This is a genomic window from Leifsonia sp. KNZ12-8B (assembly GCF_056755495.1).
This window is the reverse complement of the sequence record NZ_JBPGXM010000011.1, coordinates 41,445-55,003: the sequence shown is the minus strand read 5'-3', so window position 1 is coordinate 55,003 and position 13,559 is coordinate 41,445. Positions and strand designations below refer to the sequence as shown.

The window sequence follows — 13,559 nt, the reverse complement described above, 5'->3', positions numbered from 1 at the left end:
CAAGGATCGGACGCACCCACCATCAACCCTTCCAGGCATCACAGTGAGGCAACTTCCCTACCTTACCACTCCCCGCCAGAATGTCAACTCGACAGCTACCTGCCGAACCGACCTGATCGGTGAGTGGGGGTGTTAATCCTAAGCGCTGCAGCGAGCTGTTTCAAGCTCGAAAACTGCGGCTAAGCTCAGGATCTGGTCCCGCTTGAGGCCGGGGAGCTCTTCGGCTCTCCCGCACCTTTGGGGTGACAAGTAAGTACTTTACGCAGGGCGGATACGGCTCGCAAATCCGTCTTGTCGTCCGGGCGTGTCGCGCTTGACTTCGGTGTTTCAGGACCGCAGCGCCTGCTCCACGTCGGCCAGAAGATCGGCCACATCCTCGATGCCGACCGACAGCCGCACGATGTTGTCGGGCACCTCGAGCGCGGTCCCGCGTACGGAGGCGTGCGTCATCTCGGACGGGTAGCCGATCAGCGACTCCACGCCGCCGAGCGACTCGGCGAGCTGGAAGACGCGCGTCGACTCCGCGAAGCGGCGGGCCGCGGGCGCTCCCCCGCTCAGGGCGACGGAGAGCATCCCGCCGAAGCCGCTCATCTGCGCCGCCGCGAGGTCGTGGCCGGGGTGCGTCGGCAGCCCCGGGTAGTACACGGCGTCGACGCCGGCGTGGCCGACCAGGGCCTCCGCGATCGCCTGCGCGTTCTCGCTGTGGCGCTTCATCCGCACGTCGAGCGTCTTGATGCCGCGGACCGTCAGCCACGCGTCGAGCGGGGCGGAGACCGCACCCGCCGCGAACTGGATGAACTGCGCCTTCTCGGCCAGCTCCTCCCCCGCGAAGACCAGGGCGCCGCCGATCACGTCGGAGTGGCCGCCGAGGTACTTGGTCGTGGAGTGCACCACCACGTCGGCGCCGAACGACAGCGGCTGCTGCAGCGCCGGCGAGGCGAACGTGTTGTCGACGACGACCACCGCGCCGGCCTCATGCCCGAGCGCCACCAGCGCGGCCAGGTCGCTCACCTTCATCAGCGGGTTGCTCGGCGTCTCGATCCACAGCATGCGCGTGCGCTCCGTGGCGAGGGCCGTGCGCACGGCGTGGAGGTCGGCGAGGTCGACCGTCGTGTTCCGGATGCCCCACGCACCGTGGATGCGCTCGATCAGCCGATGGGTTCCGCCGTAGACGTCGTTGCCGAGCACGATGTGATCGCCCGGGGTGAGCGCCGCACGGATGAGCGCGTCCTCGGCGGCCAGGCCGGAGGCGAACGACAGCGCCCGCACGCCGCCTTCGAGCGAGGCCAGCAGGGTCTCGAGCGAGGTGCGGGTCGGGTTGCCGGAGCGGCCGTACTCGTACCCGCCGCGGAGGCCGCCGATCCCGTCCTGCACGAACGTCGAGGTCTGGTAGATGGGCGGGATGATCGCGCCGGTCGTCGGGTCGAACTCCTGCCCGACGTGGATGGCGCGGGTCGCGAAGCCGTCGGCGTGCTGGGCGTCAGTCATGGCTGTCCTTGTGTCTCGAGAGCGGAAGGGAGGAGCGCGCGGCTACTCGCTGAGGAAGTTGAGGAGGTCCTGCCGGGTGAGCACCGCCACCGGCTTGCCGCCGTCGGTGACGAGCAGGGCGTTCGCGGTGGCGAGCGCCGCCCGCGCGGCGGAGACCGGCTCGTTCACGCCGATCAGCGGCAGGGGCTCGCCGAGGTGGGCGCCGACGGTGTCGCTCATCTGCGCCCGCCCGCTGAACACGGCGTCGACGAGCGAGGTCTCGTCGAGCGCGCCGGCGACCTCCCCCATGACGACAGGCGGCTCGGCCGTCAGCACGGGGAGCTGCGAGACGCCGTACTTATTCATGATCTGGATGGCGTCGCGCACGGTCTCGGCCGGGTGCGTGTGCACGAGGTCGGGGAGGTCGCCGCGCTTGGTCTTGATGAGGTCGTGCACCGTCGCCTCGTCGGGCACCTCGCTGAAGCCGTAGGACCGCATCCACTTGTCGTTGAAGATCTTGCCGAGGTAGCCGCGGCCGCCGTCGGGGAGGATCACGACCACGACGTCGTCGGCGCTGAGCCCGGCCGCCGCCCGGAGCGCCGCGACGACCGCCATGCCGCTGGAGCCGCCGACGAGGATGCCCTCCTCGCGGGCGAGCCGCCGCGTCATGTGGAAGGAGTCGGCGTCGCTGACCGGGATGACCTCGTCGACGACAGAGGGGTCGTACGCGCCCGGCCAGAAGTCCTCGCCGACGCCCTCGACCAGGTAGGGGCGTCCGGTGCCGCCCGAGTACACCGAGCCCTCGGGGTCGGCGCCGACGATGCGGACACGGCCCTCCGACACCTCCTTGAGGTAGCGCCCGGTGCCGGAGATCGTGCCGCCGGTGCCCACGCCCGCGACGAGGTGGGTGATGCGGCCGTCGGTGTCGCGCCAGATCTCGGGACCGGTGGTCTCGTAGTGGCTGCGCGGGCCGTTGGGGTTGAAGTACTGGTTGGGCTTGAACGCGCCGGGGATCTCCGCCGCGAGGCGGTCGGACACCGAGTAATAGGAGTCGGGGTGCTCTGGCGGCACGGAGGTCGGGGTCACCACGATCTCGGCGCCGTACGCCGTCAGCACGTTGCGCTTGTCCTCGCCCACCTTGTCCGGCAGCACGAAGACGCAGCGATAGCCGCGCTGCTGGGCGACGAGCGCGAGCCCGACCCCGGTGTTGCCGCTGGTCGGCTCGACGATGGTGCCGCCTGGCTTGAGCAGACCCTCCTGCTCGGCCGCGTCGATGATGCGCGACGCGATGCGGTCCTTGGACGATCCTCCGGGGTTCAGGTACTCGAGTTTGACGAGCACCGTGGCCGCGATGCCCTCGGTGAGCCTGTTGAGCTTGACGAGGGGCGTGTCGCCGACGAGGTCGACGATGGTCTCTGCGTACTTCACCCGACCCACGCTAACAGCGCGCCGGGAGCCTGGGGGCCGTGTTACCGCGCCGCCTAGAATCCCGGTATGCCCGTCTCCGACCTCTCGTCCGTGGCGCAGGACTATCTCAAGCTGATCTGGTCGGCCACCGAGTGGGAGGGCGACCCGGTCACGGTGAAGCAGCTCTCCGAGCGGATGGGCGTGCGGGCCGCGACGGTCTCGGACGCGATCCGCCGGCTCGCCGAGCAGGGGCTGGTCGCGCACGAGCCGTACGGCGGGATCGAGCTGACCGAGACGGGCAGACGGCACGCGGTGCAGATGGTGCGCCGGCACCGCCTGATCGAGACGTTCCTCGTCGCCGAGCTCGGCTACGGCTGGGACGAGGTGCACGACGAGGCGGAGGTGCTGGAGCACGCCGTGTCGGACGAGCTCGTCGACCGCATCGACCGCCGGCTCGGCCATCCGGCGCGCGACCCGCACGGCGACCCCATCCCGACGCCTGACGGAGAACCGCGGCGACCGGACGCGGTTCCGCTGCTGTCGGCGCCGGCCGGGCAGCCGCTCACCGTCGCGCGCATCTCCGATGCCGACCCCGCCGTGCTGCGCTACCTCGGCGAGCGCGGGCTGCGCCTGGACGCCGTGCTGGAGGTGGACGAGCACCGGGCGTTCGCCGGCGACATCACCGTGCGGGTGGGAGACGCGACGCTGGTGCTCGGGGCGACCGCGGCGGCCGCGGTGTGGGTCTCCACCGCCTGAGGCCCGACGCCGCCGTCGCTGCCCGCGTCGATCGGGCGTACCGTCACGAACATGACCACGCTCGTGGGTGCGCCGCCGTCCCGTGCCGTCGTCGCGACCAGCATCGCCGCCCTCGGCGTCGTCTTCGGCGACATCGGGACCAGTCCGCTCTACGCATTGAAGACGGTCTTCCTGCTCGACGGCGGCGCCGTCCGGGCCGACCAGGCCGACGTGTACGGCGTGATCTCGCTGATGTTCTGGAGCATCACCATCATCGTGTCGATCAAGTACCTCGGCATCCTGATGCGCGCCGACAACGACGGCGAGGGCGGGGTCATGGCCCTGGCGGCGCTGGCGCAGCGGCTCTACGCCAAGCGCGCCGGCCGCGCCGGGATGCTCGTGATCACCGGCATCGTCGGCGTCGCGCTCTTCTACGGCGACTCGATCATCACGCCCGCGATCAGCGTGCTCTCGGCGGTCGAGGGCCTCCACGTGGCGGCGCCCGCGATCTCGCACCTCGTCATCCCGGTCGCGGTCACCATCCTGGTCGTCCTGTTCGCCGTCCAGCGCTTCGGAACCGGCCGGGTCGGCGTGCTGTTCGGCCCCGTGATGGTGCTGTGGTTCCTCGTCCTGGCCGCCGCCGGGCTCGTCGCCGTCGTCCAGCACCCCGGGGTGCTGCTCGGCCTGTCGCCGACGTACGCGGTCGTCTTCGTCGTGGCGCATCCCGCCATCTCGTTCATCGCGCTGGGGGCGGTGGTGCTGGTGATCACCGGGGCGGAGGCCCTGTACGCCGACATGGGGCACTTCGGGCGGTCGCCCATCCGGCGCGCCTGGTTCGTCCTGGTCTTCCCGGCGCTCACGATCAACTACCTCGGTCAGGCCGCGCTCATCCTGCAGCACCCGGCAGCGAAGGCCAACCCGTTCTTCCTGCTGATCCCCGAGTGGGGGCGCCTGCCCGCAGTGATCCTGGCGACCGCGGCCACGGTGATCGCGAGCCAGGCGGTCATCTCGGGAGCTTTCTCGCTCTCCCGGCAGGCGGTGCAGCTCGGCCTGCTCCCCCCGCTCACCGTCCGGCAGACCTCAGAGCGCGAGGGCGGTCAGATCTACCTGCCGGCGATCAACATCCTGCTCTTCGTCGGCGTGATCGCCATCACGCTCGCCTTCGGCACCTCGGACCGGCTGTCCACCGCGTACGGCATCTCCGTCACGGGCGCTCTCGTCGTCGACACCCTGCTGCTGCTCCTGGTCGCGCGACCGCTGTGGAACTGGCGCCCCTGGAAGATCGTGCTCACGGCCGTCGTGATCGGCGGACTGGAGCTGACCTTCCTCGCCGGCAACCTCCCCAAGATCCCGAACGGCGGCTGGGTGCCGCTCCTCATCGCCGCCGCGATCATCGTCCTCATGACCACGTGGCGGCGGGGGCGTCAGCTGGTGCAGGAGGACAGGAAGATCAAGGAGGGGTCGCTCGCCCGGTTCATCGAGGACGTCGGCGCGAAGGACCTGCCGCGCGTGCCGGGCGTCGGCATCTTCCCGCACCCGAACAAGGACAGCACGCCGCTCGCTCTGCGCGCGAACGTCGAGCACAATCACGTGCTCCACGAGCACGTCGTCATCGTGTCGGTGAAGGTCGCACCCGTGCCGCACGTCCCGCGCGAGGACGCGTTCGTCTACGACGACCTCGGGTACTCGGACGACGGCATCGAGCACCTGGGCATCCGCTTCGGGTTCTCGGACGAGCCCGACATCCCGCGGGCACTCCGGGACGCCTGCGAGGCGGGCATCCTCCCGCTCACGGTCGAGGACATCGACGGCGCCTCCTACTTCATCTCCCGCGGCGCCATCCGCACCACGCGCTCGAAGAGCATGGTCCGCTGGCGGCGGTCCCTCTTCGTCGCGCTGGCCCAGAATGCGGCCAATCCCGCGTCCCGGTTCGGTCTGCCGTCGCTGCAGACGGTGACGATGGGCAGCGACGTCGAGATCTGAGCCGGCTACGGCGCCAGGGTCAGCACCACGAGCGCCAGGTTCAGGAGGACCACGAGCGCCGCGATGGCGGCTCCGGCGATGCGCACCCACATCCGGTCGACGTGCTCGCCCATGACGGCCCGCGACCCGGTGAGCCGCAGCAGCGGGATCATCGCGAAGGGGATGCCCAGGCTCAGGAAGACCTGCGACAGCACCAGCGCCCACGTCGGCTCGACGCCGAGGGCGAGGATGAGGACGGCCGGGATCAGCGTGATCACGCGACGCGCCAGCAGCGGGACGCGCAGGCGAAGGAGCCCGCCCATGATCGTGGCGCCCGCGTAGCTGCCGACCGAGGTGGACGCGAGGCCGGACGCGAGCAGGCCGATCGCGAAGATCACGCCGACCGCCGGTCCGAGGGCGGCCACGATGGCGGTGTGCGCGCCCTGGATGGTGTCGGTCCCGTCCACCCCGCGTAGCGAGGAGGCCGCCAGCAGCAGCATCGCGATGTTGACCGCGCCCGCGAGGAGGAGCGCGAGCACGACATCCACCCTGGTCGCCCGCAGCAGCTCGCGGAGCCTGCCGTGCTCGGCGGCGACGCCGTGCCGGTCGCGGGCGAGCGCCGAGTGGAGGTAGATGGCGTGCGGCATGACCGTCGCGCCGAGCATGCTCGCCGCCAGCAGGACCGTCGGAGCGCCGTCGAACCGCGGCACGAGACCGCCCGCGGCCGCGCCCCAGTCCACCGGGCTGACGAAGAGGCCGGCGAGGAAGCCGACCGCGATGACGCCGAGCAGCGCCAGGATGATCGCCTCGAACGGGCGCTGCCCGCGCCGCGACTGCACGGCGAGGATCCCGATCGCCGCCACGCCGACGATCACGCCGCCGAGCGGCAGCGGGAGGCCGAACAGCAGGTTGAGCGCGATGGCGCCGCCGATCACCTCGGCGATATCGGTGGCCGCGGCGACGAGCTCGGCCTGCACCCAGAAGGCGCGCCGCGCACCCGTCCCCAGTCGCGAGCCGAGCAGCTCGGGGAGGCTGCGGCCGGTGACCAGCCCGAGCTTCGCCGACTGGTACTGGATGAACACGGCGATGGCGTTCGCCGCGACGAGCACCCACACCAGGAGGTACCCGTAGCGCGCGCCCGCGGTGAGGTTCGCCGCGACGTTGCCGGGGTCGACGTACGCGATGGCCGCCACGAAGGCTGGTCCGAGCAGGAGGAGCAGGCGCAGCGGGGCGCGCGTCGTGCGCTCGCCCACGTCGACGGCCATTCCGCCTCCCTTGATCCGGATGTTAGGCAAGGCTAACACTCGCGGTCCGGCGGGGGAACCGGGCGGGATCGCCGCCCGGTCGGCGCTCAGCCCTCGGTCGGCGCCAGCACCGTCAGCAGCGACACGATGCGCCCGTCGGCGACGCGGATGACGTCGACGCCGCGCACGGCCGCCGCACCCTCCGGCCCGAAGGTCCAGGCCAGCACGCCGGCGCTCTCGGAGACGTACTGCACACCGTCCTCGGCGAAGGCGAAGTCCGCTGGCACCGAGGCGAGCAGCCCGGCCGCCTTCTGCTCGAGCGCGTCGCGCCCGCGCACCTCCCCCTCCGGGTCGGTGAAGACGACGTCCGCGGCGTAGACGCGGTCGATCGCCTCGCGCCGGCTGACGGCGTCGCGGTTGCCGAACACGTCGTGGAGGTTGGCATGGAGGAGGTCCTGAACGGAGGTCATGCCCGGAGCCTAGCGGTCGCCGTCATGCCCGATCGGGAGGCTCACTCCCGGTCCAGGACCGCACCCTCCGTCTGCTCCCGGTACAGCCGCGCGTAGACGCCCCCGACCTCCAGCAACTCGCGGTGGGTGCCGCGCTCGACGATGCGGCCGTGGTCGACCACGAAGATGACGTCGGCCGAGACGATCGTGGACAGCCGGTGCGCGATCGCGATGGTCGTGCGGCCGCGGGAGGCCGTGTCGAGCGCCTGCTGCACCACCCGCTCCGAGATGGTGTCCAGGGCGCTGGTCGCCTCGTCGAGGATGAGCACCTCCGGGTCCTTCAGCAGCACGCGCGCGATCGCGATGCGCTGCTTCTCGCCGCCGGACAGCCGGTAGCCGCGCTCGCCCACGATCGTGTCGTAGCCGTCGGGGAAGCTCGCGATGGTCTCGTGGATGTTGGCGCGGCGCGCCGCCTCCTCCAGCTCCTCCTGCGTGGCGCCGGGGCGGGCGTAGCGGAGGTTCTCGGCGATGGAAGCGTGGAACAGGTACGTCTCCTGGCTCACCACGCCGATGTGCGACACCAGGGAGTCCTGCTGCAGGTCGCGCAGCTCGGTGTCTCCGAACAGGATCCGGCCGCTGGTCGCGTCGTAGAAGCGCGGGATCAGGTACGAGACCGTCGTCTTGCCGGCGCCGCTCGGTCCGACGAAGGCGGCGAACTCGCCCGGCTCGATCACGAACGAGACGTCGTCGAGCGTGTTGCGCTCGCCCTCCCTGGCGTCGGGGTAGCGGAAGACGACGTGGTCGAACTCGATCCGGCCGAGGCCGCGCGACGGGTCGACGGGCACCGCGTCGGGCCGGTCGGCGATCGCCGGCTTCAGGTCCAGGTACTCGAAGATGCGCGCGAACAGCGCCGACGAAGTCTGCAGGTCGAGGGACACCCGCATCAGCGCGAGCAGCGGGAACAGCAGGCGCGCCTGCACGGTGGTGAAGGCGACGATCGTGCCGGCGGTGATGTCGGCCGCACCGCCGAGGATCAGCCAGCCCGAGATCAGGTACACGATCGCCGGGATGGAGGACAGGAAGATCTGGACCATGGCGAAGAACCACTGGCCGCTCATCGCCTGCGACACCTGCAGCCGGATCTGGTTGCGGTTCTCGTCCGAGTAGCGCTCGACCTCGGCGCCCTGGCGGTTGAAGCTCTTCGAGAGCAGGATGCCGGAGACGCTCAGCGTCTCCTGCGTGATCGCGGTCATGTCCGACAGCGACTCCTGCGTCTTGGTCGCGATCCTCGCCCGCACCTGGCCGACCCGGCGCTGCGCGATGACAAGGATCGGCATGAGGATGATCGCGACGATCGTCAGCTGCCAGTTCAGCAGGATCATCGCGACCAGGGCCGCGATCACCGTGACGGTGTTGCCGAGGATGCTCGACATCGTGTTGGTGAGCACGTTCGCCACACCGCCGACGTCGTTCTGCAGGCGCGACTGGATGATGCCGGTCTTGGTCCGCGTGAAGAAGCTGAGCTCCATCGCCTGGAGGTGCGAGAACAGCCGGACGCGCAGCGCCCCCATCACCTTGTTGCCCACCGACGCGGTCAGGTAGGTCTGCCACACCCCGAGCAGCGCCGAGCCGACGAACACGACGATCATCGCGATCACGATCTCGGTCAGCACGGGCAGGTTCGGGCCGCCTCCCGAGGGTGGGAACAGCCCCTGGTCGAAGGCGCGCTCGGTCAGCAGCGGCGGGATGACGGAGAGTGCGGCGCCCGCCAGCACCAGGACCATCGTGACGATGATCGCCATCCGGTGCGGCGCGAACAGCGCGACGATCCGGCGGAGCAGGTGCGGGATCCGCGGCGCTGTGGCGTTGAGTGCCCGCTGCGCCTCGGCGTCGCTCGCGCTCACCCGCGACCGCATGGGACCGCCGCCGCCCCCGCCGCCGGCACCGGCCATCCCGCGCATCCCGCTCACTGGGAAAGCGTAACCCCGTGCCCGGGGCCCCCTTCCGCGGGTGCGCTCAGAGCGGAACCGGCCGCGAGGTCGGCGCGGATGCCGTCGAGCACCGCGTGCACCGAGACCCGCTTGGCCTCGGTGTCGACCACGTTGGCCGGCACGGTGACGGTCAGCCCGGACCGGTAGAAGGCGCGGATGCGGAATCCGCCGGGCCACGCGTCGGCCCCGCCCACGTCCTCCCCGCCGTGCAGCTCGAAGCGCAGCAGTCCGGCCCGGCTCTCGACGCGCGTGACGACCCGGGGAGCCTCCTCGCCGTCGTCGATGACCTCCGCCGCGACGACCATGCCGTCGGTGAACACGCCGACCCGCAGCGTCACCGTCGAGAGGCCGCCCGCCGTGGCCGCGCCGAGGTAGATGATGCGCTGATCCCCCACCGCGAGCCGCAGCTGACGCAGCAGCACGGCGTACCACGCCGGATCCTCGTCGAGGATCTCGCGGAGCCCGCGCTCCCCCGTCAGCAGCTCGCGCAGCTGCTCGTCGATCACCGCGGTCTTGTCCATCCGCGTGCCCTCCTCCGGCCGGAAGCATTAACTAGCCTGGCTAGAATATAGGCTTCCTACGATCTGCGCCTGAGACCCTTTCGTTATGCAAGCGCTTTACGTAAACGCTTGCATGGCCCCTGGACGCGGGGGTAGCTTGGCCCCCGGGCGCACCCGCGCCTGCACCAAGAGCTCAATGAGGAGTGAAATGAAAGCAGCACGTCTCTCCGTGGTCGCAGGAGTGGCCCTGGTGGGCCTGGCTCTGGCGGGATGCACGGGCGGAGGTTCAGGAGGCAGCGGGGGCGGCGGAGACGCCAACTCGGGCCTCGACAGCAAGGGACCGATCACGTACGTGCAGGGCAAGGACAACTCCAACGTCGTCCGCCCCCTCATCGACAAGTGGAACGCGTCCCACCCGGATGAGAAGGTCACGTTCAAGGAGCAGACCGACAAGGCCGACCAGCAGCACGACGACCTCGTCCAGCACTTCCAGGCCAAGGACTCCAACTACGACGTCGTGGACGTGGACGTGGTCTGGACCGGTGAGTTCGCCGCCAAGGGCTGGCTGCAGCCGCTGACCGGCAAGCTGGAGATGGACAACTCCAAGCTGCTCGAGCCGACGGTCAAGTCGGGCACCTACAACGGCACGCAGTACGCGGCGCCGCAGACCTCCGACGGCGGCATCCTGTACTACCGCAAGGACCTCGTCCCCGAGGCGCCGAAGACGTGGGACGCGATGCTCAAGGACTGCGACATCGCCAAGGCGAAGGGCATCGGCTGCTACGCCGGCCAGTTCGCCCAGTACGAGGGCCTGACGGTCAACGTGGCGGAGGCGGTCAACACCAACGGCGGCGAGATCGTCGGCGAGGACGGCAAGACCGTGAAGGTCGACTCCGACGAGGCCAAGGCCGGGCTGACCCGCCTGGTCGACGGCTTCAAGAACGGGCAGATCCCGAAGGAGGCCATCACCTACCAGGAGGAGCAGGGCCGGCAGGCGTTCGAGGCCGGCAAGCTGATGTTCCTGCGCAACTGGCCGTACGTGTACAACCTGGCCAAGACCGACGGCGAGTCGACCGTGAAGGACACCTTCGGGATCGCGCCGCTGCCGGGCGTCGAGGAGGGCAAGCCGGGCGTCTCCAGCCTGGGCGGTCACAACGCGGCGATCAGCGTGTACTCCAAGCACAAGGCCACGGCGTTCGAGTTCCTGAAGTTCCTGCAGAGCGAGGAGACGCAGAAGTTCTTCGTGACGCAGGGCTCGCTGGCCCCCGTGGTCGCGTCCCTGTACGACGACGCCGACCTCAACACCCAGCTGCCGTACCTCTCGACCCTGAAGACCTCGATCGAGAACGCGGTGCCGCGGCCGGTCTCGCCGTTCTACCCGGCGATCACCAAGGCCGTGCAGGACAACTCCTACGCCGCTCTGAAGGGCGACAAGACGGTCGACGAGGCGCTGAAGGACATGGCCTCGGCCATCCAGACCGCCTCCGCCGGCTAGTCACCGGCCACAGCGCAACGCGCACCGGTCACCGGGCGGCGGGAACCCTCCCGCCGCCCGGTCCCTCACACCCATCAGCTTCCGGAGGCCGCACATGTCAACGTCGAACGTCGTCGCCCCGCCATCAACAACTGGCCGACCACCCGTCCGCCAGGGGATCAAGAAGAACCGCCGCCAGCAGAGCCGCTGGGCGCTCTACCTGATCCTCCCCACCCTCGTCCTGCTGGCCGTGGTCATCGGCTACCCGATCGTGCAGGCGATCATCATGTCGTTCGAGAAGGACGCGGGCCTCGACCCCGCGACCGGCCTGTTCGTGCAGGGCGGCTTCGCCGGGTTCGAGAACTACGCCCACTGGCTGTTTCAGCGCTGCATGGGCCCGGACGGCACCAGCATCCCCTGCCCGCCCGGCAACCTCGGCGCCGGGTTCTGGAACGCCACCTTCGTCACCTTCTTCTTCACCGTGACGACGGTGATCCTGGAGACCGTCCTCGGCCTCTGGTTCGCCCTCATCATGAACCGCGCCTTCCGCGGCCGCGGCTTCGTCCGCGCCGCGATCCTGATCCCGTGGGCCATCCCGACGGCCGTGACCGCCAAGCTGTGGTTCTTCATCTTCTCGGTCGCCGGTGTCGCGAACGCCGTCCTCAACACGCACATCCTCTGGACGAGCGACGAGTGGGCCTCCCGGTTCGCGGTCATCATCGCGGACACCTGGAAGACCACGCCGTTCATGGCGCTGCTCATCCTGGCCGGGCTGCAGATCATCCCCGAGGACGTCTACGAGGCGGCCAAGGTCGACGGCGCGAGCACCCTGCAGCGCTTCTGGCGCGTGACCATGCCGCTGCTCAAGCCGGCGCTCATGGTGGCCATCCTGTTCCGCGTGCTCGACGCGCTGCGGATCTTCGACCTGCCGTTCATCCTCACCGGCGGCGGCGGAGGCTCCGGCAATGCGACGACGACGCTGTCGATCCTCGTGATCCTCCAGATCAGGCAGGGCTTCAACAGTGCGGCCGCGCTCTCGACCATCACATTCATCATCATCTTCCTGGTCGCCCTGATCTTCGTCCGCCTCCTGGGGACGAACGTCGTGAGAACGCAGGAAGCCCAGCAGAAGGGGGCGAAGGCATGACCGCCACCGCCGGACCGGCCACGGCGACCGCCGAGGCGAGGGCTCTCCCCAGGACGCAGAAGCGCCGCGCCTTCCAGACCCGCCAGCGCAACCAGAGTCTCCGCACGGGCATTCAGGCCCTCGTGATCGTGCTCTGGTGCCTGCTGCCGTTCTACTGGATGGTCGTGACGTCGTTCCGTGATGTCGGCTACACCAACGACAACACGCCGTGGTTCACGCACGTGACCCTGGACAACTACGTCACCGCGTTCTCCACCCGGCTGGGCAACCATCTCGGGCAGGCGCTGCTGAACTCGCTGTTCATCGGCATCTGCGTGACGATCGTGTCCCTGGTCGTCGGCATCTTCGCCTCGTACGCGCTGGCCCGGCTGGAGTTCCGGATGAAGGGCATCGTGCTCGGGATCATCCTGGCCGCCTCGATGTTCCCGGGCGTCGCGCTGATCACGCCGCTGTTCCAGCTGTTCACCAACATCGGCTGGATGGGCACCTACCAGGCGCTGATCATCCCGCAGATCTCCTTCGCGCTCCCGCTGACGGTGTACACGCTGGTGTCGTTCTTCCGGGAGATGCCGTGGGATCTCGAGGAGGCCGCCCGCATCGACGGGTGCACGCAGGCGCAGGCGTTCCGCAAGATCATCCTGCCGCTGGCCGCGCCCGCCGTGTTCACGACCGCGATCCTGGCTTTCATCTCGTCGTGGAACGAGTTCCTGATCTCCAGCCAGCTGTCCTCGGACGCGACGCAGCCGGTCACGGTGGCCATCGCCTCCTTCACCGGCAGCCAGCCGCACCAGGAGCCGTACACGACCGTCATGGCCGCCGGCACGATCGTGACGGTGCCGCTGATCATCCTGGTGCTGATCTTCCAGCGCCGCATCGTCGCGGGCCTCACCGCCGGCGGCGTGAAGGGCTGATCGGAATGCGCTGGAACGACCCGCGCGAGGCGCTCGACGTCGGCATCGGCTTCGTCGCGTTCTTCGCGGTCGCGTTCTTCGCCATCACCGCCTGGTGCGAGCTCAGCGGGCAGCCGGCGCTGCTCTGGGCCGTCGTCACGCTCGTGCTCGTGCTCCTCCTCGTCGTCCTCTGGCAGGCGCGCCGCCGCGTGATCGCGGCGCGCCTGCGGGCGGAGGAGGACGCGGAGGCGGAGCGCGACCGGCTCGACCGCGGGCAGCTCGGCCGGCACTGA

The 13,559-nt window shown here is 69.9% G+C and carries 12 protein-coding genes; 6 read left to right on the top strand and 6 right to left on the bottom strand.

The window, feature by feature from the left end; all coding sequences use genetic code 11:
• Positions 1–327 precede the first annotated feature (327 nt).
• A complete protein-coding gene (locus ACR9ZG_RS03265) occupies positions 328–1,488 on the bottom strand; it encodes a cystathionine gamma-synthase (RefSeq protein ID WP_481283385.1) in 1,161 nt (386 codons plus the stop codon).
• Between the two features lie 42 nt (positions 1,489–1,530).
• Positions 1,531–2,895 (bottom strand): cystathionine beta-synthase, encoded by a 1,365-nt coding sequence (locus ACR9ZG_RS03260; protein WP_481283384.1) that lies wholly within the window; start codon positions 2,893–2,895, stop codon positions 1,531–1,533.
• Positions 2,896–2,961: 66 nt separating this feature from the next.
• On the opposite strand from ACR9ZG_RS03260, the gene ACR9ZG_RS03255 reads away from it, so the two are divergent.
• The gene (locus ACR9ZG_RS03255) at positions 2,962–3,630 is read left to right on the top strand and encodes a metal-dependent transcriptional regulator (protein WP_481283383.1); all 669 of its coding nucleotides are present in this window, start codon (positions 2,962–2,964) and stop codon (positions 3,628–3,630) included.
• 51 nt (positions 3,631–3,681) lie between these two features.
• Positions 3,682–5,592, top strand: a complete 1,911-nt coding sequence (locus tag ACR9ZG_RS03250; RefSeq protein WP_481283382.1) for a potassium transporter Kup — start codon at positions 3,682–3,684, stop codon at positions 5,590–5,592.
• 5 nt (positions 5,593–5,597) lie between these two features.
• Here the strand turns inward: ACR9ZG_RS03250 and ACR9ZG_RS03245 are convergent, their stop codons facing one another.
• From ACR9ZG_RS03245 to ACR9ZG_RS03230, 4 genes are all read right to left on the bottom strand, one after another.
• Positions 5,598–6,836: an Nramp family divalent metal transporter gene (locus ACR9ZG_RS03245; RefSeq protein ID WP_481283381.1), complete on the bottom strand. Its 1,239-nt coding sequence runs from the start codon at positions 6,834–6,836 to the stop codon at positions 5,598–5,600.
• An 86-nt stretch (positions 6,837–6,922) separates the two neighbouring features.
• On the bottom strand, positions 6,923–7,285 hold the full coding sequence (locus ACR9ZG_RS03240) for a nuclear transport factor 2 family protein (RefSeq protein WP_481283380.1): 363 nt from the start codon (positions 7,283–7,285) through the stop codon (positions 6,923–6,925).
• A gap of 41 nt (positions 7,286–7,326) precedes the next feature.
• On the bottom strand, positions 7,327–9,225 hold the full coding sequence (locus tag ACR9ZG_RS03235; protein WP_481283388.1) for an ABC transporter ATP-binding protein: 1,899 nt from the start codon (positions 9,223–9,225) through the stop codon (positions 7,327–7,329).
• A gap of 5 nt (positions 9,226–9,230) precedes the next feature.
• Positions 9,231–9,776, bottom strand: coding sequence for a hypothetical protein (locus ACR9ZG_RS03230; protein ID WP_481283379.1), 546 nt, complete (start codon positions 9,774–9,776; stop codon positions 9,231–9,233).
• Between the two features lie 187 nt (positions 9,777–9,963).
• Here ACR9ZG_RS03230 and ACR9ZG_RS03225 point away from each other — a divergent pair, with 187 nt between their 5' ends.
• The 4 genes from ACR9ZG_RS03225 (at position 9,964) to ACR9ZG_RS03210 (ending at position 13,559) form a co-directional block, all read left to right on the top strand.
• Positions 9,964–11,250 carry an ABC transporter substrate-binding protein gene (locus tag ACR9ZG_RS03225; RefSeq protein WP_481283378.1) on the top strand — a complete coding sequence of 429 codons (1,287 nt, stop codon included), beginning with the start codon at positions 9,964–9,966 and terminating at the stop codon, positions 11,248–11,250.
• Between the two features lie 94 nt (positions 11,251–11,344).
• The gene (locus tag ACR9ZG_RS03220) at positions 11,345–12,376 is read left to right on the top strand and encodes a carbohydrate ABC transporter permease (RefSeq protein WP_481283377.1); all 1,032 of its coding nucleotides are present in this window, start codon (positions 11,345–11,347) and stop codon (positions 12,374–12,376) included.
• Entirely contained in the window at positions 12,373–13,287 is a 915-nt protein-coding gene (locus ACR9ZG_RS03215; protein ID WP_481283376.1) for a carbohydrate ABC transporter permease, read from the top strand. The genes ACR9ZG_RS03220 and ACR9ZG_RS03215 overlap by 4 nt, the downstream gene beginning before the upstream one ends.
• 5 nt (positions 13,288–13,292) lie before the next feature.
• On the top strand, positions 13,293–13,559 hold the full coding sequence (locus ACR9ZG_RS03210; RefSeq protein WP_481283375.1) for a hypothetical protein: 267 nt from the start codon (positions 13,293–13,295) through the stop codon (positions 13,557–13,559).

Coding starts and splice junctions, on each gene's coding strand:
- ACR9ZG_RS03265 (WP_481283385.1), bottom strand. CDS start 1,488: ATGACTGACGCCCAGCACGCCGACGGCTTCGCGACCCGCGCCATCCAC.
- ACR9ZG_RS03255 (WP_481283383.1), top strand. CDS start 2,962: ATGCCCGTCTCCGACCTCTCGTCCGTGGCGCAGGACTATCTCAAGCTG.
- ACR9ZG_RS03250 (WP_481283382.1), top strand. CDS start 3,682: ATGACCACGCTCGTGGGTGCGCCGCCGTCCCGTGCCGTCGTCGCGACC.
- ACR9ZG_RS03245 (WP_481283381.1), bottom strand. CDS start 6,836: ATGGCCGTCGACGTGGGCGAGCGCACGACGCGCGCCCCGCTGCGCCTG.
- ACR9ZG_RS03240 (WP_481283380.1), bottom strand. CDS start 7,285: ATGACCTCCGTTCAGGACCTCCTCCATGCCAACCTCCACGACGTGTTC.
- ACR9ZG_RS03235 (WP_481283388.1), bottom strand. CDS start 9,225: ATGCGCGGGATGGCCGGTGCCGGCGGCGGGGGCGGCGGCGGTCCCATG.
- ACR9ZG_RS03230 (WP_481283379.1), bottom strand. CDS start 9,776: ATGGACAAGACCGCGGTGATCGACGAGCAGCTGCGCGAGCTGCTGACG.
- ACR9ZG_RS03225 (WP_481283378.1), top strand. CDS start 9,964: ATGAAAGCAGCACGTCTCTCCGTGGTCGCAGGAGTGGCCCTGGTGGGC.
- ACR9ZG_RS03220 (WP_481283377.1), top strand. CDS start 11,345: ATGTCAACGTCGAACGTCGTCGCCCCGCCATCAACAACTGGCCGACCA.
- ACR9ZG_RS03215 (WP_481283376.1), top strand. CDS start 12,373: ATGACCGCCACCGCCGGACCGGCCACGGCGACCGCCGAGGCGAGGGCT.
- ACR9ZG_RS03210 (WP_481283375.1), top strand. CDS start 13,293: ATGCGCTGGAACGACCCGCGCGAGGCGCTCGACGTCGGCATCGGCTTC.